The 21,685-nt window shown below is 67.0% G+C and carries 22 protein-coding genes; 11 read left to right on the forward strand and 11 right to left on the reverse strand.

What is annotated here, in order from left to right:
• Positions 1 to 8: 8 nt before the first annotated feature.
• Positions 9 to 2,198, reverse strand: coding sequence for a multicopper oxidase family protein (locus ABRP34_RS09490; protein WP_353713039.1), 2,190 nt, complete (start codon positions 2,196 to 2,198; stop codon positions 9 to 11).
• 312 nt (positions 2,199 to 2,510) lie between these two features.
• On the opposite strand from ABRP34_RS09490, the gene ABRP34_RS09495 reads away from it, so the two are divergent.
• Together ABRP34_RS09495 and ABRP34_RS09500 are read left to right on the forward strand one after the other, a co-directional pair.
• Positions 2,511 to 3,128 (forward strand): TetR/AcrR family transcriptional regulator, encoded by a 618-nt coding sequence (locus tag ABRP34_RS09495; protein WP_353713040.1) that lies wholly within the window; start codon positions 2,511 to 2,513, stop codon positions 3,126 to 3,128.
• Between the two features lie 54 nt (positions 3,129 to 3,182).
• Positions 3,183 to 4,016 (forward strand): DUF427 domain-containing protein, encoded by an 834-nt coding sequence (locus ABRP34_RS09500; protein ID WP_353713041.1) that lies wholly within the window; start codon positions 3,183 to 3,185, stop codon positions 4,014 to 4,016.
• A gap of 85 nt (positions 4,017 to 4,101) precedes the next feature.
• Here the strand turns inward: ABRP34_RS09500 and ABRP34_RS09505 are convergent, their stop codons facing one another.
• Both ABRP34_RS09505 and paaZ read right to left on the reverse strand, forming a co-directional pair.
• Positions 4,102 to 4,509 carry a VOC family protein gene (locus tag ABRP34_RS09505; RefSeq protein WP_003797663.1) on the reverse strand — a complete coding sequence of 136 codons (408 nt, stop codon included), beginning with the start codon at positions 4,507 to 4,509 and terminating at the stop codon, positions 4,102 to 4,104.
• A gap of 148 nt (positions 4,510 to 4,657) precedes the next feature.
• Positions 4,658 to 6,769, reverse strand: coding sequence for a phenylacetic acid degradation bifunctional protein PaaZ (gene paaZ, locus ABRP34_RS09510; protein ID WP_353713042.1), 2,112 nt, complete (start codon positions 6,767 to 6,769; stop codon positions 4,658 to 4,660).
• 137 nt (positions 6,770 to 6,906) lie between these two features.
• Here paaZ and ABRP34_RS09515 point away from each other — a divergent pair, with 137 nt between their 5' ends.
• The 4 genes from ABRP34_RS09515 (at position 6,907) to ABRP34_RS09530 (ending at position 10,082) form a co-directional block, all read left to right on the forward strand.
• Positions 6,907 to 7,332, forward strand: a complete 426-nt coding sequence (locus ABRP34_RS09515) for a hotdog fold thioesterase (RefSeq protein ID WP_353713043.1) — start codon at positions 6,907 to 6,909, stop codon at positions 7,330 to 7,332.
• Between the two features lie 125 nt (positions 7,333 to 7,457).
• A complete protein-coding gene (locus ABRP34_RS09520) occupies positions 7,458 to 8,207 on the forward strand; it encodes an ABC transporter permease (RefSeq protein ID WP_353713044.1) in 750 nt (249 codons plus the stop codon).
• A gap of 179 nt (positions 8,208 to 8,386) precedes the next feature.
• A complete protein-coding gene (locus ABRP34_RS09525; RefSeq protein ID WP_353713045.1) occupies positions 8,387 to 9,715 on the forward strand; it encodes a hypothetical protein in 1,329 nt (442 codons plus the stop codon).
• A gap of 70 nt (positions 9,716 to 9,785) precedes the next feature.
• Entirely contained in the window at positions 9,786 to 10,082 is a 297-nt protein-coding gene (locus ABRP34_RS09530; RefSeq protein ID WP_139023207.1) for an antibiotic biosynthesis monooxygenase family protein, read from the forward strand.
• Here the strand turns inward: ABRP34_RS09530 and ABRP34_RS09535 are convergent.
• Together ABRP34_RS09535 and ABRP34_RS09540 are read right to left on the reverse strand one after the other, a co-directional pair.
• Complete coding sequence (locus ABRP34_RS09535) at positions 10,079 to 12,106, reverse strand: S1 family peptidase (RefSeq protein ID WP_353713046.1); 2,028 nt, start codon at positions 12,104 to 12,106, stop codon at positions 10,079 to 10,081. The two genes, ABRP34_RS09530 and ABRP34_RS09535, sit on opposite strands and share 4 nt — an antisense overlap.
• Entirely contained in the window at positions 12,103 to 12,810 is a 708-nt protein-coding gene (locus tag ABRP34_RS09540; RefSeq protein WP_353713047.1) for a tyrosine-protein phosphatase, read from the reverse strand. Before ABRP34_RS09540 ends, ABRP34_RS09535 begins: the two co-directional genes overlap by 4 nt.
• A gap of 172 nt (positions 12,811 to 12,982) precedes the next feature.
• Here ABRP34_RS09540 and ABRP34_RS09545 point away from each other — a divergent pair, with 172 nt between their 5' ends.
• The 3 genes from ABRP34_RS09545 (at position 12,983) to ABRP34_RS09555 (ending at position 14,610) form a co-directional block, all read left to right on the forward strand.
• Entirely contained in the window at positions 12,983 to 13,834 is an 852-nt protein-coding gene (locus ABRP34_RS09545) for an SGNH/GDSL hydrolase family protein (protein ID WP_353713048.1), read from the forward strand.
• Positions 13,835 to 13,918: 84 nt separating this feature from the next.
• Positions 13,919 to 14,350: an SRPBCC family protein gene (locus tag ABRP34_RS09550; RefSeq protein WP_003797681.1), complete on the forward strand. Its 432-nt coding sequence runs from the start codon at positions 13,919 to 13,921 to the stop codon at positions 14,348 to 14,350.
• Between the two features lie 29 nt (positions 14,351 to 14,379).
• Complete coding sequence (locus tag ABRP34_RS09555) at positions 14,380 to 14,610, forward strand: DUF6480 family protein (protein ID WP_003797683.1); 231 nt, start codon at positions 14,380 to 14,382, stop codon at positions 14,608 to 14,610.
• 21 nt (positions 14,611 to 14,631) lie between these two features.
• Here ABRP34_RS09555 and ABRP34_RS09560 read toward each other — a convergent pair whose 3' ends face one another.
• The 5 genes from ABRP34_RS09560 to ABRP34_RS09580 all read right to left on the reverse strand — a co-directional run bounded on the left by ABRP34_RS09560 (position 14,632) and on the right by ABRP34_RS09580 (position 18,859).
• A complete protein-coding gene (locus ABRP34_RS09560) occupies positions 14,632 to 15,486 on the reverse strand; it encodes a 3-hydroxyacyl-CoA dehydrogenase family protein (RefSeq protein WP_353713049.1) in 855 nt (284 codons plus the stop codon).
• Positions 15,483 to 16,304 carry an enoyl-CoA hydratase/isomerase family protein gene (locus ABRP34_RS09565; RefSeq protein WP_353713050.1) on the reverse strand — a complete coding sequence of 274 codons (822 nt, stop codon included), beginning with the start codon at positions 16,302 to 16,304 and terminating at the stop codon, positions 15,483 to 15,485. Before ABRP34_RS09565 ends, ABRP34_RS09560 begins: the two co-directional genes overlap by 4 nt.
• Complete coding sequence (locus tag ABRP34_RS09570; RefSeq protein WP_353713051.1) at positions 16,304 to 17,515, reverse strand: thiolase family protein; 1,212 nt, start codon at positions 17,513 to 17,515, stop codon at positions 16,304 to 16,306. Before ABRP34_RS09570 ends, ABRP34_RS09565 begins: the two co-directional genes overlap by 1 nt.
• Before the next feature lie 199 nt (positions 17,516 to 17,714).
• Entirely contained in the window at positions 17,715 to 18,401 is a 687-nt protein-coding gene (locus ABRP34_RS09575) for a pentapeptide repeat-containing protein (RefSeq protein WP_353713052.1), read from the reverse strand.
• Positions 18,401 to 18,859, reverse strand: a complete 459-nt coding sequence (locus tag ABRP34_RS09580; RefSeq protein ID WP_043417598.1) for an SRPBCC family protein — start codon at positions 18,857 to 18,859, stop codon at positions 18,401 to 18,403. Before ABRP34_RS09580 ends, ABRP34_RS09575 begins: the two co-directional genes overlap by 1 nt.
• 177 nt (positions 18,860 to 19,036) lie before the next feature.
• Between ABRP34_RS09580 and ABRP34_RS09585 the strand changes: the two genes are divergently transcribed.
• Positions 19,037 to 19,213, forward strand: a complete 177-nt coding sequence (locus ABRP34_RS09585; RefSeq protein ID WP_003797692.1) for a CsbD family protein — start codon at positions 19,037 to 19,039, stop codon at positions 19,211 to 19,213.
• Between the two features lie 136 nt (positions 19,214 to 19,349).
• The gene (locus ABRP34_RS09590; protein WP_353713053.1) at positions 19,350 to 20,072 is read left to right on the forward strand and encodes a dienelactone hydrolase family protein; all 723 of its coding nucleotides are present in this window, start codon (positions 19,350 to 19,352) and stop codon (positions 20,070 to 20,072) included.
• Positions 20,073 to 20,209: 137 nt separating this feature from the next.
• On the opposite strand, the gene ABRP34_RS09595 is transcribed toward ABRP34_RS09590, so the two are convergent.
• The gene (locus tag ABRP34_RS09595; protein WP_353713054.1) at positions 20,210 to 21,673 is read right to left on the reverse strand and encodes an amino acid permease; all 1,464 of its coding nucleotides are present in this window, start codon (positions 21,671 to 21,673) and stop codon (positions 20,210 to 20,212) included.
• Positions 21,674 to 21,685: the final 12 nt, after the last annotated feature.

Below are 21,685 nucleotides of genomic sequence, written 5' to 3' on the forward strand. Positions count from 1 at the left end.
GCGGCAGGTCACGGCGTGATCGACCAGCCGAACATCATGGCGTGGTCCTCGTGGGCCAGGTTATGGCAGTGCGCCACGTACGGTCCCACAAAGTCCCGGAAGCCGCGGTAGAGGATCACCGACTCGCCCGGATCAAGCGCGGCCAGGTCTTCCTTCGAGACGTCGTCGGGGTGCCCGGGATCCCCTCCACGGGTCACGTCCTTGCCGTTGCGCATGACCGTGCGGTGTTCCTCCATGTGCAGGTGGAACGGATGCACCCAGCCACCGCCGCCGTTGCGGACCTCCCACAGGTTGAAGCTTCCCTTCCTCTGCTGGGCCAGGGGTGTGCGTCCGGCGGGATTCCTCAGGCTAGCGGCCACCGCCGCAGGGTCGAAGGGCTTGCCGTTGATGAGCCACTCGGTCTCCCCTCCCAGGGCGCCGCGCTTCACCTCGAAGATCATCCGGTTGTCCATCATGCTCTGCCAGTTGCTGGGCAGCGGCGGAAGCGGCCGGAGTGCCGTGGGGATCTGGCTGTCGTCCGGCGCGGTGTCTCCGATCACGAATTTGAGCACCGGAACCTTGTACTTGGGATCGGGGAAGAAGCGGGACGAGTTGGACCACATCCGGCCGTTGGGCATCTTCATCACGTTGGTCAGGTAGACGACGTCGCCCTTGGTGGTGGGCGTGCCGTCCTGGTACCGGGTGAAATCGATGATGACTTCGCAGCGCTTCGCGGGCCACAGTTCAAAGGAATCGCGCTTGAGGGGGAATGGCAGCAGCCCGCCGTCGGACGCAATCTGGGTGAACTGCATGCACTGCTGGGCGTCCGGGATGCGGTACTGGCCCTGGAGCTCGTCATCCACGTAGCCAAGCGACGCCGACGACTTCGGGCCCAGCGTAGAGCTCATCAGCCTGAACTCGTAGATCCGCGAGACGGAGGCGTCCAGGAACCGGAAGCGGTACTTGCGCCGCTTCACCTCCAGCACAGGGAAGGCCGTGCCGTTGACCGTGCAGATATCGCCGACAAAGCCGTGGTTGGGGAAGTGCTTGTAGAACGTCTTGCCCCACCACTCCGGGTGCTCGGCCGGGTTCTTCGCGGCCGGGAACTCGCCCTGCACGTCGTGGATGTCCTTGTGGATGGTGGTCCCGTCATCGAGGCGGACGTCGGAGAAGGCCAGCGGAATGTCGTACTTGACGTCGAAGGACCCATCGGGGTTGTTGGTGCGCACGCCGGGCAGCCGCAGCCCCTGCCGCTCGTCGCCCATGTCCATGCCGTTCTTCGGGTCGTAGATGGGGTAGAGGCCCACCAGGCCCTTGTAGACGTTCGAGCCGGTGTGGTCCATCGTGTGATCGTGGAACCAGAAGAAGCTCTGCTTTTCCCGGTCGTCGCCGCCGGCAGGCCAGTTCAGGTACAGGTTGTCGACGAACATCTTCGGCAGGAAGCCCGGGCGCTTCGGCCCTGCCACCATTGAGTAATGCGGGTTTCCGTCACTTTCCGGCGCGGTATGGCCGTTGTGCAGGTGGGTCAGGAAGGACCAGTCGGGCGAGCCGAAGTCCTGGCGGTCCAGGTTCAGTGGATTCTCATCCAGATGGTTCTCGAACCGGACCAGGACGGGCCTGCCGTACTCGGCATTGATCATGGGCCCGGGGAAGGTGCCATTGAACGCATAGATGGTGCTCAGCGGAAGCGTGCGCCTGGTGCCTGCGGGATACTTCCTGCGGTTCGCGTCGAAGGATTCCGTGGGTTCGCCGTCGTCGTCAATGGGCAGCACCTGGGACGTTGTGAACGCGTGGGCCCGGACCAGCACGTTGATCTTGTAGACGATCGGGTCCGGGTAGCCGATCCGGCTGGGCCAGAGCTGGTGCTGTTCGTTGCGCAGCGAGTTCTGCTGGCCCGGTCCGGGTCCTGGCGGGTTGCTCCACGTATCCACCACTGATTTCGGCACCGGGGCCAGCGCCTTGGGGATCGGCAGCGGGTCCCTGAACGGCGTCAAAATCAGGGGGCTTGTGGGGTACTTTTCAATGTAGAACACGGTGTCGCTAAGCGCCGTTGACGTCGCGGCGAAGGCGCCGTCGGGCGAAAGCAGCCCCCTTTGGGCGAGCAGCGGACTGGCCCAGGTGTGTGCGGCTGCGAGCGCCGCTCCCGCTCCCCCGGCCGCGCCCAGGCGAAACAGCGTGCGGCGCCTCAGCCCGTTGGTGTTTGCAGATTCTTCAGACATGCTCAGTGCCTCCTTGGCATGGGGCACATGCCAATTCCATTGCCCCGGTCGTCATCCCAATGTGTGGTTCTGAGACCGAACACTGACCACGGGGACCTCCTTGTCCCGATGGTCAGCTTGCCGCACTGATTCCCCTGGCGAAACTGTGGGGTTCGGACCTTGGGGAAAGGCTGATGGCCGGCCGCGCAGACCCTCCGAATGGGCGGTCTGCCGACGGTGTTAGCAGCCGGACCGCCCGAGCGGGCCCGGCTATGGTGCTTTGTGTTTTCGCGCGTGCCGTAATTACCGAACGTTCATGAGAAAATAGCCCGTATGCCCAGTACAGCAGCCAGCCCAGCAGCCCCCACCAAGCGCGGCCGTCCCGGCTACGACCAGCAGTCCGTGCTGCTGATCGCCGTCGACGTCTTCAACCGCCACGGCTACGATGCCACATCCATGGGCATTTTGGCGGAGAACCTCGGCATCTCCAAGTCGGCGATCTACCATCATGTGCCGTCCAAGGGCGACCTGCTCAAGCTCGCCCTCGACCACGCGCTCGGCGGCCTGGAGGCCATCCTGGACCAGCCCGGGGCCACCTCGGGGGCGGCCGACGCACGGCTGGAGTTCGTGCTGCGCCAGACCATCGCCGTGCTGGTGGAACGTCTGCCTTTCGTCACGCTGCTGCTGCGGCTGCGCGGCAACACGGACATCGAACGCAACGCCATGGAACGCCGCCGCGCCTTCGACCACAAGGTGGCGGAACTGATCTCGGCTGCCCGCGACGAGGGATCGCTGCGCCAGGACATCGACCCCCGCACCGTCACCCGTCTCCTGTTCGGGACGATCAACTCAATCGTCGAGTGGTACAAGCCGGGCGGTTCCCTCTCGCCGGAAAAGCTGGCCGACGACGTCATCACCATGGCGTTCGACGGCCTGCACGCGAAACCCTGACAGGCTGGAAATTAGGCGTTGACGCCCGGGCATACTGATGCCCACCCTGAATGCATGGCCACGAAACTGTCGGAACTTCTGTTCGGCGCCTTTCCTGATCTCCGGTACCAGCCCACACCCAAGAGGATCAGGGCGGGCATCGACGGGAGTCCCGTCGTCGATACCCAGGAAGCGCTCCTGGTCTGGGAACCGAAGCGCGTCACTCCCGTGTACGCCGTTCCCGAGAAGGATCTGCTGGCACGGCTCGAGCCGCCCGCAGCAGAAGGGGACGCCGGTCCGGACGAGTATCCCGTCCGGCTGATGGCCGACGCCCCGCCGGCGCTGGACCCGCGGACCGGGTTCCGGCGGCACACTGCGGCGGGCGAGGAGCTCGACGTCGTGGCATCCGCCTTCAGCGTGCCCCGGGCGGCGTTCCGGCCCGCGGATCCGGATCTGGCGGGGTACGTCGTGCTGGATTTCGGCGCGTTCCACTGGCTCGAGGACCACGAGGAGATCATCGGGCACCCCCGGGACCCGTTCCACCGCGTGGACATCCGCGCCACGCTGCGGCACATCGAAGTGAAGCTCGACGGCGTGGTGCTGGCCGATACCGTTGGAGCCCACCTGCTGTACGAGACGCTGCTTCCCGTCCGTTACTACATACCGCCCGAGGACGTCCGGCTTGACCTGCTCGAGACCAGTCCGCGCAGGACCGTCTGCCCCTATAAGGGCGAGGCCAGGTACTGGAGTTACCCGGAGTCTGCCAAGGGCAAGAACATCGCCTGGGCCTACGACTCGCGGTTCATCGACGCGCGGCAGATCCACGGGCTGGTCTGCTTCTTCAACGAGCGGGCCGACGTGTTCGTGGACGGCGAGCAGCAGGAGCATCCGGTCACCCCCTGGTCCTAACGCTCCCTCACCTCTCGCCGGCCAAAACCAAACCCTCCCTCACCTAGGTGAGGAAGGGTTTGGGAACATCCGGCCGTGGGACGGATCAGAGCTGATACTCAGCCTGCGTTCCAAGCCTTTCGTGAATGCAGAGGATGTTGTTTTCGGTATCCATGAACCAGGCGCATTTCTCGGCCTCGGTTGAACAGATGTGGTGATCGGTCTTCAGATCAGGGAGGTCATAGTCCTGGAACCGAACGCCCCTGGACTCCATGTCCTGGACGGTCCGTTCGATGTCCGTGACCTCGAAACTCAATGTGGTGTGCTCGGAATGCTTTCCGTCTTTGACCGGCATCAGCTGCAGCATGGGGCCGTCAGCGTTGCCGAATAAATCGCTTCCATCTTCAGCCTTGCCGCGGTGTGGGAGGCCCAACGTTTCCGCGTAAAATCCGCGGGCGCGGTCCGGATCATCGACAGGCAGGATGGTTGTGGCTGTTCTAAGTGCTAGGGTCATTTCGCCACCTCCTACGGGGGTCATTTTACGCCCGGGCAACCCCGAAAGATCAGGGGAAAATTCCCCCTGCCGGGCCGTGCTGAGGAAGCGTCGGGAAAAACCCGGCAAGACCTGAGGACGCATCCGGAAAGACCCGGCAGGGGCGGGGCTACTTCTCCACGAGAGTGAGGACGTCGTAGGTGGCCACGATTTCGTCGTTCTGGTTGGTCAGGACGGCGTCCCAGGCCACCTCGCCGTACTCGTCGGTCTCGCGCGGGGTGATCTTCTTGGCGGTCAGGGTCACCCGGATGGAGTCGCCCGCAGCCACAGGGGTGATGAAGCGCAGGTTCTCCAGCCCGTAGTTGGCCAGGACCGGCCCCGGGGCAGGCTCCACGAACAGCCCGGCGCCCCACGCGAGCAGCAGGTAGCCGTGCGCCACAATGCCCGGGAAGAACGGGTTGGCTTCCGCGGCTTCCTGGTTGGTGTGGGCGTAGAACGTGTCGCCGGTGGAGTTGGCGAAGGCGGTGATGTCCTCGAGGGTGACTTGGCGCAGGTCGGAGCGGACGGCGTCGCCGATTCGCAGGGATTCCAGCGACTTACGGAACGGGTGGGTGCCCTCGGTTTCCACCGTGAAGTTGCGGTCGGCGCCCGTGTGCCAGATCCCGGTCACGGCGGTCAGCATGTTGGGCGAGCCCTGGATGGCGGTGCGCTGCATGTGGTGCATCACCGAGCGGATGCCGCCAAGTTCTTCGCCGCCGCCGGCACGTCCCGGCCCGCCGTGGACCAGGTGCGGGACGGGCGAACCATGGCCGGTGGACGATCGCGCGTCCTCACGGTTCAGCATGAGCACGCGGCCGTGGTGGGCCGCGATCCCCGTGACCAGTTCCCGCGCCACGGACGGGTCGTTCGTGCAGACCGACGCCACCAGCGAACCGCCGCCGCGGGCGGCGAGCCGGACGGCGTCGGGAATGTCCTTGTACCCGATCACCGACGACACCGGGCCGAACGCCTCCAGCGAGTGGACCGGCTCGGCTTCGGCGTCGGCCCAGCTGAGCACCAAGGGGGACATGAAGGCACCGCCTTCGACGACGCCCTTGGCGCCGTCCGCCCGGGTGACCGACGGCGAATCAAGGGTTCCGTACGCAAGCTCGCCGCCGGCGTCGAGCATGGACTGCACGGCAGCCCGGACATCGGCGAGCTGCTCAAGGGAGGCGAGCGCACCCATGGTGACGCCCTCGGCCCGGGGATCGCCCAGCACTACGCGCTGTTCCACCCGGGCGCCGATGGCGGAAACGACGGCGGGCACCAGGTCCTGCGGAACGATGGCGCGGCGGACCGCGGTGCACTTCTGGCCGGCCTTCACCGTGATCTCGGTGACCACGGACTTGATGAACGCGTCGAACTCCGGCGTGCCCTCGACGGCGTCCGGGCCCAGGATGGCGGCGTTCAATGAGTCGGTCTCGGAAGTGAACCGCACGCCGCCCAGCACCACATTGGGGTGCGACTTCAGGGTCTGCGCGGTGGATGCCGATCCGGTGAAGGCTACGAGGTCGCGGTAGTCCAGCACGTCCAGCAGCCCCCGGACAGAGCCCGAAATCAGCTGCAGCGAGCCCTTGGGCAGGATGTTGGATTCAATGATGGCCTTGACCACGGCCGCGGCAACGTAGCCCGTGGGGGTGGCCGGCTTGACGATGGTGGGAACACCGGCGATGAAGGCGGGAGCGAGCTTCTCCAGCATGCCCCAGACCGGGAAGTTGAAGGCGTTGATCTGCACGGCGACGCCGGGGATGCGGGTGTAGATGTGCTCGCCGGCAAAGGAACCGTCCTTGGACAGCACCTCCATGGGCCCGTCCACCACCACCTGGGCGTTGGGCAGCTCGCGCCGGCCCTTGGAGCCGAACGTGAACAGCACGCCGATGCCGCCGTCGATGTCGATCATCGAGTCGATCTTGGTGGCGCCGGTCTGCGCGGAGAAGGCATAGAAGTGCTCGCGGCGCGCGTTCAGGTACTGCGCCAGCTCCTTGAGCTTGAGGGCACGCTGGTGGAAGGTCAGCTTGCCGAGTTCCGTTTGGCCTGTGGTGCGGCCGTAGTCCACGACGGCGGCCAGGTCCAGGCCGTCGGTGCTAACCTTCGCCAGGATCTCCCCCGTGCTCGCGTCCCGGACAGCGACGGCGGAAGCCGCCGAGCCGGCGTCGGGAGTCCACCAGGAATCCTGCACGAAACTGGGGACGGTTTCCACGGTGTCCAGGGTGGCCTCGGGGGCAGTGGCGGTGGTGGTCATCGTTGACGGGTCCTTCCAACGGGGGACAAATCTGATCCGGCCAGAACATTACTGACCGTCCGTTCGGTAATATGTCTACAGTACATGAATGTGCCCCGCTGCACACTAGTGGCACCGCATACTACCCAAGGAGAGCCATGAAGCCCGACGCCCCCGACGCGGAACTGACAGAACTGTGGAAGATCACCCTCGGTGAGCTCGACGAGAAGATGGGCGTGAAGATCGTCGAGGAGTCCGTCGAGCGCGTCGTGGCGACCATGCCGGTGGAGGGGAACCGCCAGTCGTTCGGCCTCCTGCACGGCGGCGCCTCCTTGGCGGTGGGCGAGGCCGTGGGATCATGGGCGGCGGTGATCCACGCCAGCACACTGGGCAAGACCGCCGTCGGTGTGGACGTCTCCGCCACGCACCACCGGTCCACCAGAAGCGGCCTCATCACCATCACAGCCACCCCCATTCACCTCGGCAGCACCCTGACCACGCACGAAGTGCTGATCACCAACGACGCCGGGCAGCGGCTGTGCACTCTCCGGATCACCAACCTGCTGCTTGCCCCGCGGGCCTGAGGCGGTCCCGACTCGGCCCCTGCCGAGGGCCGCGGGCGGGCCTGCCGCGGGCCGCACTGACTGACGCCGCTGCCGGCAGCCGTCCCTTGACCTTCCGCGGGCCTGCCCCCGGTTAGGCTGATCCAGTGATCGAGCTTGGCAGCCTGGCCCCCACCCTGATCGCGGTGGGCCTCCTGATGGCGCTGACAGCCGCCGTCCTCAGCGGTTTCCGGGTCCCGCACGCCTTCTCGCCGGCCCTTGCCATCCTCCGCGGCGCGGCGCAGCTCGCCGCCGTCAGCCTGATCCTCGGCGCCGTGATCGCCAGCGCCGAATGGGTGGCCGTGGCCCTGGGGGTCATGTTCACCGTCGCCGCCATTACCGCCGCACGCCGCCTCGCCTGGTCCTGGCACCACCTCGCTGTTGTGGCCGGCTCGATGGCCGCCGGCATCCTTGCCTCGCTGGTCATCGTGTTCGGCACCGGCGCCATCGAGTTCACCTCCCGCTACGCCCTGGCGATCGGCGGGATCGTCGTCGGCAATTCGATGGCGATTGCGGGGCTCGCGGGCCGCAGGTTCAACGAGGCCGTGATCGACCGCTGGGACCAGGTGGAGGGCTGGCTCGCCCTGGGCGCCTCTCCCCGGCAGTCCACCCGCGAGATGGCCCGCGGCGCCGTGTACTCTGCGCTCATTCCCTCAGTGGACCAGACCAAGACGACGGGCCTGGTCACGCTTCCGGGAGCCTTCGTCGGCGCGATCTTCGGCGGTCTTTCCCCGCTGGAAGCCGGCCGGTTCCAGATCGTGGTGCTGGCCTCGATCATGGCCGCCGGCTCCGTCACCGCCATCCTGCTCATCAGCCTGCTGGCCCCGGTTCGCGTGCGGCCCGCACCGCTCGCCTAGGAGGCTGCAGTCCGGCGTTCGACGGCGGGCCACCCCGGGTGCCGCCGCCCGCCCCCCGTCCCGTTGCCGCACAGTCCCGTTGACATTGCCCCGGGCGCTTTATACTCTGGCCGCTCCGGACCAGAGGCAGCGGCGCTGCTGGACCGGGCCCTCATTGTCCGCCTCCGGCAGGTGCAATCATGAGCACACGTACCACAAGGGCCGCCGCAGCGATGGTGGCTTTCCTCTTGGCGGTCCTGCTGGTGGGCTGTGTCTCCACGACGGCCCCTTCGACGCCGTCCACCCACTACTACGTGAGCGCTCAGGGCAGCGACACCAACTCCGGGACGTCCCCCGATTCGCCCTGGCAGTCGCTGATGAAAGTCAACGAAACGGCCTTCAAACCCGGTGAGTCCCTCAGTTTCCGCAGGGGTGACGAGTGGATCGGCAACGTCGTTTTGGACGAAAGCGGAACGCCGTCGTCGGCCATAAGGCTGAACAGCTACGGGAACGGGGCCCTGCCGACCATAACCAGCGGAGAGGGCGGAAACTGCCTCCGGTTGATCGGCAGCTACATCGAGGTGGACGGACTGCGGGCCCTGAACTGCGGGTACGCGGGCTTCAACGTGTACGGCGACCACGTGGTGGTGAAGAATTCCGAGGCCGCGGACAACACCGCCGGAATCAAAGTGGGCACGGGCTCCGACTTCGGCAAATACTTCAACAATGTTCTGACGGACAACAACGTCATGAACGTCAACACGCCCGGAGACCAGTGCGGTACTCCGGACGCGGCCAACTGCACCGACGATTCGGGCGCGTTCGGCGTGCTGATCAACGGCAACGACAACGAGTTCTCCGGCAACACCGTCACCGGTTCCACCGCTTCCTCCTACGACTTCAGCCGGGACGGAAGCGCTTTCGAGGTGTACAACGGCAGCCGCAACAACATCCACCACAACAAGGCCATCGACAACAACGTGTTTTCCGAGATCGGGCGCTCCGACGGAGCAGCCGACGGCAACGTTTTCCGCTACAACCTGATCCGGTCCTCATGCGGCGCTGAATGCGCCGAGGCCGCCGGCCTGATCCTCCGCGGCCCGGGCACGCGGTTCGGCCCCACGAACAGCACCACCTTCGAATTCAACACGGTATGGCTCAACGGCAGCCATTCACGCGGCGTCGTTTGCCACGCATCCTGCCCCTCATCGACCGTCATCCGCGCCAACATCCTCGTGGCCGTGCGCGACGCCCTGTGGATGGACGGATCCGGCTGGACGGAGCAGTCCAACGTCGTCAACGGTCCCAGCAACGTCCCTCTGGACGACAGTTCGACGACGGCCCCCGCAGAGTTCGTCAATCCCCCGGACGACCTCCACCTCGCCGGCGGCAGCCCGGCCATAGACCGCGCGGGCAGCAGCCCCTCCGAGGTGGACCTTGACCAGGCGTCTGTGCCGCAGAACGGTCAATGCTCAGGATCCGGACAGGCCGACGCCGGCGCTTACGAATACAAGCCGGCCAACTGTTAGCATCTTCCGCCCGCCGCGGCACGGGAAGATAATCAGGTATCCGCTCTGCACACCAATGGAGGTGGTGGATGTGTCTGTGTACACGTTGGGTATCTGGCTCGTGAAGCCCGGCCACGAGGACGACTTCGTGAAGGCCTGGAAGGACATGGCCGACCGAACCCACAAGGATTATCCGGGCGGGCGGGGCCTGCTGATGCGTGACCGCGACGTGCCTAACCGGTTCATCAGTACGGGGCCCTGGGCGTCTCTCGAGCAGGTTGAACAGTGGCGCGCCTCGGCGGCGTTCACCGAGGGCCTCGCGTCTGTCCGCGACATCATCGAGCACTTCGAGCCGCACACCCTGGACGAAGCCGCCACCATCGGCTAGCGCCTGCCGCGGCGCCGGACGACTAGGAGCAACAAGACGCCGAGCAGCAGAGCAACTCCCGCCCCGGCAACAGCGGTGGCCAGGCCCGCAACCCCCGTGTCGGCGAGCCGCAGCGGCGCCGCATCCTGGTCCGGAAATGCCGCGCCATCCGGTCCTGCAGCCGCGGAGGGGCCGGCGGCAGGAAGCGCCGCCACCACCGACGGCTCAGGCGCGGGCGTCAGCACCACAGGCCCGGCGCCCTGCGCCGAGGACGGCGGCGACGCGGCCGGGGGCCCGCCGGCGCCTGGCGTACCGGTGCCGGAACCGCCCGGCGCAGGCACCGCGGGCTTCGGCACGGCGGGCCGCGGCACGGTGCTGAAGGTGCTCGGCTCGGAGCGGCTGAAGCCGTTCATCGTCTGGGCCGTGAACCCCGTGCCGGAGCCGGGCGCGCTGAAGGTCCAGTTGCCCGTGGCGTCCACGTCCACGCCGAACGGTTCGCTGCCCGGGAACGTCACCCGGACCTGGGTTCCCGCCGGAACGTCGGTGGCCGGGTCCGTGGCCAGCCGCCCTGTGATCCGCTGCCCCGGAGCTATCGGCCCTGCGGGAAGGGACCCGGCCAGGACGGGCCTGTTCAGGAACAGCCGCAGCTGCACGCCCTGCAGGACTGACATCGAATTCTCCAGCGTCGCGGCAACCGCGAAGTTCTCTGTGGAGTCGCTGGAGTTTCCCGCGGAGTGCGTGCCCACGGCGTAGTTCCCGCTGATCCATGGCCCGCCGGAATCACCGCCGCTGGATTGCACGGACGTGGAGAGGAATCCGCTGAAGGAGCGCAGGTCGGCAGGGTCCCCCGAGCCTCCGCCCACGATGTAGATCCCCACCTCGTCCACGGTGCCGCATGACCATCCGGCGGTCCGCCCGGAACGGCAGACGGCCTGGCCCACAAATGGCGACGTCATCCCCACGATCTTCACGGAGCCGGTCCCGAGGCTGGTGGCGTCCTCCCATGTGGTGGTGGCCGGGAGCGGGTCGAGGTCCGCGCGGATGGAGTCGATGACGGCGATGTCGTTCCCCGGCGTGCCGGGATTCTCCGGGTCCGCGACCCTCGAGTTTCCGGGGCCGCCGAACTGGCTGAAGCCGAAGGTCCCGAGTTCCCCGGTGACCGCGTTTTCGGCCGTGAATCCTCCGGCCGGATCCCCGGCCGGCAGGGTCACCTCGGCGAGCCGCGCGGCGCCGTCGTCGGCACAGTGACCGGCAGTGAGGACCACAGGCTTGCCGTCGGCGCTGAACGCGCTGAAGCCGGCGGAACAGACCACCCCGCCGTCGATCCGGTACCCCTGTCCGCCGAAGAAGTCCTCCTCCGGGGCCGGGGGCTCGCCGGTCTGGAGGACCACGTTGGCATACTGCTCCACGAATTCCGACGGCGACAGACGCCCGCCGCTCCCCGCGTCCGCCGACGCCGGAGCCGGAGTTGGGTTGGGCGTGGGACCGGCGCCGTTTTCTTGGGTGCCGTCCGCTGCTGTTGCGGGCTGCGGCTCCGCTTGTGGCTCGTTCATCCCGCCCGTGCGGATAATGAACCTGCCGTCCGCCTCGGCCACGGCCTGCAGCCCCGCGGGTCCCACCTCACGCAGGTACGCCCGGTAAAGCTGCTCGACGCTCGCGGCACGAAGGTCATTCCCGGTTTGCCCCGCCGCGGCGTCCCCGGTGCCTTGTTCCGGGGCGGCTGGCGCAGGGGCAGCGGGCGTTTCCGGAACGGCACTTTCCGCGGCCGCCCGTTTTCCTTGCTCTCCTGCGGCGTTGAATTCCTCCAGTGTCATGCCCAGGTCGCGTGCAACGGCTTCGGCAAGGCCCGCCCCCGATGCGCCGGCCGCCGGGTCCGGAGCCGGGGACGGCACCGCCGGCGGGGCGACCGCACCGTCGGCCTCCGCCGTCGTCGTCGTTTCCAAGGCAGCGTAAGCGGGTGCTGGAGCGAGCGGGGCGCCCAGCGCTACCGCCGCTGCCAGGGCGAGCGCGCGCCGGAGCGCCCGGCCGGAAGCGGGAGGGATCACAGGGCAACCCTGGCGTCGAGGGCGGCCAGGACTGCTTCCAGCTCCGGCTCCGTAACCCCGTTCCGCAGCAGGAATTCCCGCGTCCTGAGCTGCCGCACGAAGTCCAGAACCCGCGCCCCGCGCGTCTCCAGGAGGGGGGACAGGGTTTCCTCGTCGAGGTAGCGTTCATGCGGATGCGGCGGCCACATGGTCCGGTGGCGTTCGTTGATGCTGCGCATGGCAGCCTGATAGCTGGCCACGATCTCGTGATCACTCGCGCCGGCAAGGTCTTGGAGCATGGCCGCGATCATGCCGCTGCGGTCCCTGCCGGCGGAGCAATGGATCACGACGCCCCCTGGTGCGGCAGCCACGGCCTTGAACACGGCGGCCAGCCTGTCCGGAAAGAGGCGGGCGTTGGCGGGATAGTGCGCGGGATCGTTCAGGTAGGGGTCGCACAGGGCTTTGAACTCAGGGTTTTCCGGATCTTCGGTGGGTGCCAGGACGACGTCGAACGCGGCGAATGCTTCGCCCACGTCCGGATCGGTGGCCCGGCGCTGCCGTTCGCCGGGATTCCGGAGGTCAATGATCGTGCGGATGCCGTCGCTGTACGCTTCCTTCCAGCCTGCCTCCGTGAGCCATTCCCGCCGCCCCATCCGGTAGACAGAGCCGGCCACAAGCCAGGCGTTCACCGCCCCGTCCCAGCCGATTTGTCCCCTCGCATTCACGGAGCCAGCTAACCACACCTGCCCCGGCGGGCGCACGGGGTACGGGGCAAGTAGTGCCAGACCACCCGGCAGAAAAACGAGTACAGAGTGCCGCCATCCGCGCCCTTCGGCGGGAGTACTCTAGGGCGATGAGCGCCATTGCCCGGCCTCAGCGAACATATGGGGGTTTGTCATGACAGCCACACAGCCTTTGCGACGGCGAACCGTCCGCCTTGCCGGTGTCCTCGCGGCGCTGGCCCTCGCCGGCCTGACTGCAGCCCCGGCGTCCGCGGACCGGTTCGATTCCTACGTCGCACTGGGAGATTCCTATGCCGCGGGCCAAGGCACAGGCCAATATGCGGACACCTGTTTCAGGAGCGGCCAAGGCTATCCGGCGTTGCTGGACGTGGCGCGCAAGGTCAGCCTGACCGGAAATGAGGCCTGCAGCGGCGCCACCACACGCACCGTGCGGGCAGACCAGATCCCGTCGCTGGGCAAGAAGGTGGACCTGGTGACCGTCACCGCCGGTGGCAATGACCTGGACTCCGTCGGCGCACTGGTGGTCTGTTCGCAGGATCCCGGTCCGGCGTGCACGTCTGCCCTGGCGCAACGCGCCGCCGTCCTGCAGACCGCCCTCAACACCCCGGCGGCCAGCCCGTTCTTCCAGGATCTTCTGGCAATGCTGAAGGAGGTCACGGCGAAGGCACCGCGTGCAGACGTCTACGTAACCGGGTACCCGCTGCTGTTCGAGCCCGGCGCCGGCCCGGCAGCTGATCCAATCAACGGGCTCACGCAGCAGTTGAACACCGTCATTGCCAAGGCAGCACGGGCAGCGGATGGAGGACGCTCAAAGGTTACTTACGTGGATGTGTCCCGCGCGTTCGCCGGCCACGGAATCGGCTCCGCACAGCCGTGGATCGTGGGCCTGCCGCCGCTCTGCACGGCCTCCGCCACCTGCGGAGCCTCGTCCGCGGACGTCTTCCACCCTACGGCTGACGGCTACGCCCAGGGCTACGCCGCCTCCATCAGGGCGGCCCTTGACTAGCCACCGGGCTCCACGCGGGACTGTCCGCCGGGCTGACCGCCTCAGCACGGTGTGCCCCGCGACCCGCGTGGCTAGGCTGGTGTCATGATCACAGTCGCAGGCACTGTTGCTTCTTCCCTGCCGGCGCGGACTGCGTTCGCTTACCTGTCCGCGTTCGAACACACCAGCGAGTGGGACCCGGGCACTGCGGTAATGGACAAGCTGACCGAGGGTCCTGTCGCCGTCGGCCACCGCTACCATGCCGAAGCGCTGTTCCGGGACAAGCGCCAGCCCATCGAGTACGAAGTCATCGAACTGTTCGACAACCACATCAAGCTCCGTGGCGAACACCGGAACCTCGTGGCCTTTGACTCGATCGACGTGCGGTCGCTCAGCTCCGGCTCCGAAGTCCTGTACACCGCCCAGTTCAGCATCAACTGGCCCTACAAGCTGCTGCAGCCGTTCCTCAAGCCGCAGTTCATGAAGCTTCGTGATCCGGCCCTGAACGGGCTCCGGCAGAAACTCGAATCCCTGTAACCGTCTGCAATCCAGTACAGGAGGACTCCATGAGCGGCCAGAACCCAGACCCACTTGAAGACCACCTCACCGGGCTGGAGCCCGGTGGCGGGGTCCCGCCGGGGGAAACACCGCCCGCTGAAAGCTCTACCGGCGGACCACAGGGGCACGGCGAGGGAGGGCCGCCACGGGGGACCCAGGTGGCCGTGCTGGTGGCTATCGGCATTGTGGTGCTGCTGTGCCTGCTGTTCTTCGTCGGCTACATCGTCGGCCTGCTGTAGGCGCGCCCGGGCGTCGGCGGGTCAGTCGGTCCAGTCGAAGAAGCCCTTGCCGGTCTTGCGGCCCAGTTCGCCGCGGGCCACCTTGTCCCTGAGGATCTGCGGCGGCGCGAAGCGCTCCCCCAGCGTCGAGTGCAGGTATTCGGCGATGCCCAGGCGGACGTCCAGACCCACAATATCGGTGGTCTTCAGCGGGCCGGTGGGATGCTTGTAGCCCAGCACCATGGCGGCGTCGATGTCCTCCGCGGAAGCCACGCCCTCCTCCACCATGCGCATCGCCTCCAGCGCAATTGCCACCCCCAGCCGCGAGGACGCGAACCCCGGGGCATCCTTGACGACGACGGCGGTCTTGCCCAGCGCTTCCGTCCAGCCTTTCGCTGCGGCCGCCAGCTCGGGTGATGTCTCCTTGGCCACCACCACCTCGATCAGCGTGGAGGCGGGCACGGGATTGAAGAAGTGCAGCCCCACGAAGTCTGCCGGCCGCTGCAGCTGCGCGGCGAGATCGGTGACCGAGAGCGAGGACGTGTTGGAGGCGAGGAACGCCCCGGGCGCCAGCTGCTCCTCCGCGGCCTTCAGGGCGCTGACCTTCAGTTCGAAGTCCTCCGGTACCGCCTCGACCACGAGGCCGCAGCCGGCGAAGGCCGAGTAACCGGTGGACGTGCTGAACCGGGCCAGGACGTCCTCCGGGGATCCGTCGAGAAGTCCGCGGGAAGCGGACTTGGCCACGGCATCGGCGACCCGGGCGCGTGCGCCGGCGGCAGCGTCGTAGTCGCGCTCCACCACAACGACAGTGGCGCCGTTGATGAGGAAGGCGTGGGCGATTCCTGCGCCCATCCGGCCGCCGCCGAGGACTCCGACGTTCTGGGGAATGGCGGTCATGATGTGGTCCTGTCTGTGGTGCTGTCCGTGTTCTTCTTCTTGTCGCTTTTCTTGTCGAGGAAGGCCTGCATCCGGTCGAACTTGGCCTGCGACTCGAACAGGATTCCCTGCGCCAGCTGGTCGATCAGCGGGTGCGCCTCGGCCGGCGCGTGGAACACCGATTTGGTGGTCCTGACGGCCAGCGGGTCCTGCCGGGCGATGCGGTCGGCGAGCCGGTGCGCGGCGCCCATGAGCTCGGCGGCCTCGTGGAGTTCGGTGACCAGGTTGACGGCGAGCGCCTCCTCGGCTTTCAGCACCCTCCCGGCCAGCAGGATTTCCTTGGCCACGGGCTCCCCCACGAGTTCCCTCAGGCGCCAGCTGGCACCGGCAGCGGCCAGAATTCCCAATCCGGTTTCCGGGTTGCCGATCCGAACGGCCGGGGTGCCGATCCGGAAGTCAGCGGCATAGGCCAGCTCCGCCCCGCCGCCCAGGCAGTAGCCATCCAGCGCCGCGATCACCGGCATGGGAAGTTTGGCGATCCGCACAAAGATCGTGGAATTGATGCCCTGCAGCGCGTCGTCGCGGCGCCGCTCCCGCAGCTGCGCGATGTCGGCACCCGAGGCAAAAACGCCCTCGGTGCCGGCGATGATGAGGACCTTGGGGTCCTTTTCCAGCTCGGCGCACACGGCATGGAGCTCGTCCACCATCTGCTGGTCGATCGCGTTGCGGACGTCGGGGCGGTTGAGGAGCACCACCACCCGGTCGTCGCGCTCTTCGACCAGGAGGGTGCTGAACTCCCGGGTGCTTAAGTGTCCGTTCTCGCTGTCCTGGCCCGGCACTACACGCGCTCCAGCAGCATGGCCGTGCCCTGGCCCACGCCGATGCACATGGTGGCCAGGCCGATCCGCGCGTCTTCGCGCTCCATCCGGCCCAGCAGGGTGATGGCAATCCGGGAGCCGCTGGAACCCAGCGGGTGCCCCAAAGCGATCGCGCCGCCGTCGTTGTTCACAATCTCCGGGTCCAGCCCAAGGCGCCGCACGCTGGCCAGGGACTGGGTGGCGAACGCTTCGTTAAGTTCGACGGCGCCAAGGTCACCGACGCTGAGCCCGCTCCGCTTAAGCACCTTCTGGGTTGCCGGAACCGGGCCGATGCCCATGATTTCCGGCTCACAGCCCGCGGAGGCGCCGTCGATGATGCGGGCCCGGGGAGTGAGGCCGAGCCGCTGGACTGCGGCTTCGGAGGCCACGATGATGGCCGACGCGCCGTCGTTGAGGGAGGACGAATTCCCGGCCGTGACCACCGAGCCGCCGGGAACCACGGGGCGGAGGCCGGACAGAACGTCCATGGTGGTTCCGGCACGGGGGCCTTCGTCGGTGTCCACCACTGTCTCGGCCTTGCGGGTCTTGACCGTCACGGGGACGATCTCGTCCTTGAAACGTCCCGCCCCGATGGCCGCGAGAGCTCTTTCATGGGAGCGGACGGCGAAGGCGTCCGCGTCCTCACGGGAAATCCCGTCCACGCGGCCCACCTCTTCAGCGGTTTCCGGCATGGAGAATGTCATCTTGCCGTCCCGCGACAGCTCGCCCCTCGTGAACAGGGGGTTCACGAACCGCCAGCCGATGGAGGTGTCGAAGATGTCGCCGGGCTTCGCGAAGGCCGTCTGCGGCTTCTCCTGGACCCACGGGGCGCGGCTCATGGACTCCACACCGCCGGCCACCACGATGTCCGCTGCCCCGGACTTAATCATCTGGCTGGCCATGATGATGGCGCTCAGGCCCGAGGAGCAGAGCCGGTTCACGGTGATGCCGGGGATGTGCAGCGGAAGGCCGGCAAGAATGGTGGCCATGCGCGCCACGTTGCGGTTCTCCTCGCCGGCGCCGTTGGCGTTGCCGAGGATGACCTCGTCGATCGCGTCCGGATCCACGCCCGCCCTGGCCACCGCCTCGCGGACCACCAGCGCGGCCAGATCATCGGGCCGGACCGCCGAGAGCGCTCCGCCGTATCGTCCTACCGGCGTACGGGCACCGCCGACCAGAAAAGCCTCGACCATGAGAACATCCTTTTCGCAGAAGCTGGGCCGGAAGCGAATAAATTACCGACCGTTCGTTCTATAAAGATTACACGGTGCGGGCAACCGGTCAACGGGACTGGAGTTTTTGCGCGGATTGTCGCGACTACACGTGCCTCGAAGTCGTGACAAGCGGACAAAAACTCCTCAGGCTCCGGTGGGGCCTGAGGGCGCAGGCGCGTCAGGCGACGACGACGCCGAGGTGGGCCGCGAGGAGCGGGGCCAGGAGCCCCAGCTGGTACTCGTCGATCACGACGCCGGCCAGGCTCCCCAGGCCGCTGACGCTCCGGAAGTCCGTGCCGCGCAGGTCGAAGTCCTTCAGCCTGGCGCCGGCAAGGTCCAGGCTGCCGATGGTGCAGTTCTTCAGCGCCACCCGGGCCGCGGTGGCGGAACCCAGGTCCAGTTCGCTGATGATGCAGTCGCTGATCAGCACGTCCGCCAGCCGCGAGCCGCGCAGGTTCAGGTAGTCGATCTTGCCGCCGTCGATCCGCACCGACTGCCAGCCGCCCTCATAGAGCTCGGCCGACCCCCACCTGGGATTACTGAAGACGACATCGTGCATCGTGGACCGGGCGGCGTTCAGGACCGGGGCGAAGGCCTCCTCGATGACGCAGTCCCGGAACGTGGCGCCCCGCAGCTGCGCTTCATTGAAGGAAACCCCGGCGAATGCGCATTCGGCGAAGGTGATGCCGCTCAGCTCCAGCCCGTCGGCTGCCGCCCTGCTGTACTGCATGCCGTCATACCGTGCGGCGCGGCTGAAGTCCGGCGCATCGTCATCCCGCAGGTCTTCCAGCCGGACCGGCGCCAGCCTCGGGGGCGTGACCTTCGAGGCTGAACCCTGGGGTTTGCCCGCAGCCCTTCCCGCCACTACAGCTGCTCCGCTTTCGCCGCAATTTCGGCGAGATCCTTCGCCAGGGCCTTGCGCGCCATGTTCAGGCCCATCCTCCCGAAGACGGCAAGCATCAGCCGGCTGAACACGGTAGGCCTGAGGACCTCCGCACCGAAGGTCATGGTCAGGTCGGTCCCGCCGCCCCGCTCTTCCAGCGTGAACCGGGAAGTGTAGTCCGCTCCGCCCTGCAGCGCCTTCACCGTTGTGCTGCGCGGTGGATCCGCCTGGGACACCCACATTTCCACGGTTTCGCGCCGGCCCATCATGGACCGCGTCTCCTTCCAGCGGGTGCCTTCGCCATAGGGGCCCTCGCTGACCATCTGGATGGATTCGACGCCGGAGAGGGTGGCGGCGGACCCCGGCACATCCGAGATGACCTGCCAGACTTTCTCCGGGCTGGCGTTCACGTGCTGACTCAGGCTGATGCTGTGATCCATGCCTTCGAGCCTAGCGTCAGCGGCCGACATTTTTGCGCCCCGGGCTCCCGGCTCCCCGCGCCGCAGCCCGCGGCCTCACGAGGAAAATGCACAGCACGGCTTGAAATAGTAAGCATGCTTTGTGTTAGGCTGAAACGGCTTTGTCAGATCAACCGGCAACGGAAGGTGGTGCCCACCATGGGTATCGGAGACAAGATCCAGAACGCTGCAGAGGACTTCGGCGGTAAGGCAAAGGAAGCGGCAGGCAACGCGACGGACAATGACCGCCTGAAGGCTGAGGGCCAAAAAGACCAGGTTGTGGCCGACGCCAAGAAGGTCGGCGAAGACGTCAAGGACGAATTCAAGCGGGATTGATACGCCACCAGCGAATCGGCGACGCCGGACTCCCTTGGGGGGAGCCCGGCGTCGCCGTTTTTGACCTTCCAGGGCCCTGTCGCCCCGACCGCCAGGTCCGACGCCCCGCACAGACGGCACGTGCAAGACTGGGCGCATGACCCACGTAGATCTGGGCGGGCCAGCCGCCGCCGGCGGTTCCAAGAACCTTCGCGGCTACCTCGCCACACCCGCCGGCGAAGGCCCCTTTCCCGCCGTCGTGATGATCCACGAGGCGTTCGGCCTCAATGACCAGATCCGCCGGCACGCGGACCGGCTCGCGGCGGCCGGTTACCTCACCCTCGCCGTCGATCTCTTCAGCGACGGCGGCCCCCGCCGCTGCCTGGTGGGAACCATGAAATCCATGATCACCGGCGAAGGCAGGGTCTTTGCCGACATCGCCGCCGCCCGGTCCTGGCTCCAGGCAACGACGCTCTCCACCGGCCGGACAGGCGTCATCGGCTTCTGCATGGGCGGCGGCTTCGCTCTCCTTGCGGCCAACGACGGCTTCGACGCCGCGTCGGTGAACTACGGCCGCCTCCCCCGCGACCTTGAGCCTGCACTTCAGGGCGCCTGCCCGCTCGTCGGGAACTACGGCGCGAAGGACCGGACCCTGCGCGGCGCCGCGGCCAGGCTGGAATCCGCCTTGGATGCGGTGGGCGTCGAACACGACGTCAAGGAGTTCCCGACGGCGGGGCACTCCTTCCTGAACGACCAGGAGGAAGGTCCCCGGGCACTGCGCCCGCTCACGCGCGTGATGGGAATCGGTCCGGATCCGGCCGCCGCCCCCGAAGCGTGGCGCCGGATCGAGGACCACTTCGCAAAACACCTGAAGACCTGACACGGGTTGCTCCGTAAGTGCCCTTTTGAACACTCAGAAGGGCACTTACAGAGCAACCGATGCAGGAACGACGACGGCGGGCGCCTCCGGAAAGGAGGGCCCGCCGTCGTGATCAAAGTCGCGGTCAAAACAGAAAGCTAACTGAAGAGCTCACTCTTCGGCTCGTTGTTCTTGACCTTCTGCCAGCCCAGCCACAGCACCACGGCGAAGAACGGGATGCTGGCCAGCGTCCAGAGGCCCAGCAGGTAGACCTCACCGGTGGCCTTGTCAGTCATGGTGTCGAAGCCGATGAGCACGGTGATGGCCAGCAGGGCAATGAGTCCGGCCCAGCTGGTCCACGGCGAACCGGGCATCGGCAGGCTGGAGACGTTGCCCTTCTTCTTGCGCAGCGCGATCTGGCTGGCAAAGATGGAGCCCCAGGTGAAGATGACGCCGATCGACGCGGTGTTCAGGGCGAGGTCGAACGCATGTGAGCCGCCCAGCCAGATGTTGAGCAGGATGCCCACGAGGTACACGGTGGCGATGGCCAGGATGGCGGCGTAGGGCACGTGGCGGCTGGACATCTTGGTCAGCCACTGCGGGGCGTGGCCGTTGTTCGCCATGGTGCGGAAGATCCGGCCGATCGAGTACAGGCCGGAGTTGCAGGAGGACAGCGCGGCGGTGATCACGATCATGTTCATGACGTCGCCCATCCACGGCAGGCCCATCTGTCCGAAGACGGTGACGAACGGCGAGGTGCCGGCCTTGTACTGGTCTGAGGGCAGCAGCATGGCCAGCAGGGTCACGGAGCCGACGTAGAACACCACGATGCGGATCACGACGGCGCGGATCGCCTTGGGCACTTCGCGTTCCGGGTTTTCCATCTCACCGGCGGTGATGCCCACGAGTTCGATGGCGTTGTAGGCGAAGATGACGGCGTTGAGCACCAGGATCATCACGAGGGCGCCCTTGGGGAACATGCCGCCGTCGCCGGCGAAGAGGTTGACCGGCGACGCGTGCCCGGCGCCCACCTTGGCGTTGGTGACCACCATGAAGGTGCCCACGGCCAGGAAGATCACGATGGCACCGACCTTGAGGCAGGACGCCCAGAACTCGAATTCGCCGAAGGCCTTGACGCTCAGCAGGTTCACGGCCACCAGCAGCACCAGTGCTGCGATGGCGGAGAGCTCCACGGGGACGTTGGGGAAGAAGAACTGGAAGTAGAGGCCGATCGCGATCAGCTCGGCGATGCCGGTCATGGCCCAGTTGATGAAGTACATCCAGCCGGACAGGTAGGCGCCCTTCTTGCCGAACAGTTCGCCGGCGTAGCTCACGAAGGAACCGGAGGTCTGGCGGTACATGATGAGCTCACCGAGGGCGCGCATCAGCAGGTAGGCGATGACGCCGGCGATGGCGTAGGAGAAGATCAGCGCAGGTCCGGTGGAGGCCAGCCGGCCGCCGGCTCCCATGAAAAGGCCGACGCCGATGGCGCCGCCCATCGCGATCATCGTGACGTGGCGCCGGCTCAGGGTCTTCTTGTAGCCCTCGGCGCTGAGGGTCGAGTCGACGGCGGCGGATGGAGCCGTCGGGCTCATAAGTTCTGTGGGGGTACTTTGAGGCACAACTGTTCCTTG

Source organism: Arthrobacter sp. K5 (assembly GCF_040448525.1).
In the GTDB taxonomy this organism is placed as follows: domain Bacteria; phylum Actinomycetota; class Actinomycetes; order Actinomycetales; family Micrococcaceae; genus Arthrobacter; species Arthrobacter globiformis.

Excerpts from the sequence above, each read along its gene's own strand:
- ABRP34_RS09490 (WP_353713039.1), bottom strand. The coding sequence starts at position 2,198 with ATGTCTGAAGAATCTGCAAACACCAACGGGCTGAGGCGCCGCACGCTG.
- ABRP34_RS09495 (WP_353713040.1), top strand. The coding sequence starts at position 2,511 with ATGCCCAGTACAGCAGCCAGCCCAGCAGCCCCCACCAAGCGCGGCCGT.
- ABRP34_RS09500 (WP_353713041.1), top strand. The coding sequence starts at position 3,183 with ATGGCCACGAAACTGTCGGAACTTCTGTTCGGCGCCTTTCCTGATCTC.
- ABRP34_RS09505 (WP_003797663.1), bottom strand. The coding sequence starts at position 4,509 with ATGACCCTAGCACTTAGAACAGCCACAACCATCCTGCCTGTCGATGAT.
- paaZ (WP_353713042.1), bottom strand. The coding sequence starts at position 6,769 with ATGACCACCACCGCCACTGCCCCCGAGGCCACCCTGGACACCGTGGAA.
- ABRP34_RS09515 (WP_353713043.1), top strand. The coding sequence starts at position 6,907 with ATGAAGCCCGACGCCCCCGACGCGGAACTGACAGAACTGTGGAAGATC.
- ABRP34_RS09525 (WP_353713045.1), top strand. The coding sequence starts at position 8,387 with ATGAGCACACGTACCACAAGGGCCGCCGCAGCGATGGTGGCTTTCCTC.
- ABRP34_RS09545 (WP_353713048.1), top strand. The coding sequence starts at position 12,983 with ATGACAGCCACACAGCCTTTGCGACGGCGAACCGTCCGCCTTGCCGGT.
- ABRP34_RS09550 (WP_003797681.1), top strand. The coding sequence starts at position 13,919 with ATGATCACAGTCGCAGGCACTGTTGCTTCTTCCCTGCCGGCGCGGACT.
- ABRP34_RS09555 (WP_003797683.1), top strand. The coding sequence starts at position 14,380 with ATGAGCGGCCAGAACCCAGACCCACTTGAAGACCACCTCACCGGGCTG.
- ABRP34_RS09560 (WP_353713049.1), bottom strand. The coding sequence starts at position 15,486 with ATGACCGCCATTCCCCAGAACGTCGGAGTCCTCGGCGGCGGCCGGATG.
- ABRP34_RS09570 (WP_353713051.1), bottom strand. The coding sequence starts at position 17,515 with ATGGTCGAGGCTTTTCTGGTCGGCGGTGCCCGTACGCCGGTAGGACGA.
- ABRP34_RS09580 (WP_043417598.1), bottom strand. The coding sequence starts at position 18,859 with ATGGATCACAGCATCAGCCTGAGTCAGCACGTGAACGCCAGCCCGGAG.
- ABRP34_RS09585 (WP_003797692.1), top strand. The coding sequence starts at position 19,037 with ATGGGTATCGGAGACAAGATCCAGAACGCTGCAGAGGACTTCGGCGGT.
- ABRP34_RS09590 (WP_353713053.1), top strand. The coding sequence starts at position 19,350 with ATGACCCACGTAGATCTGGGCGGGCCAGCCGCCGCCGGCGGTTCCAAG.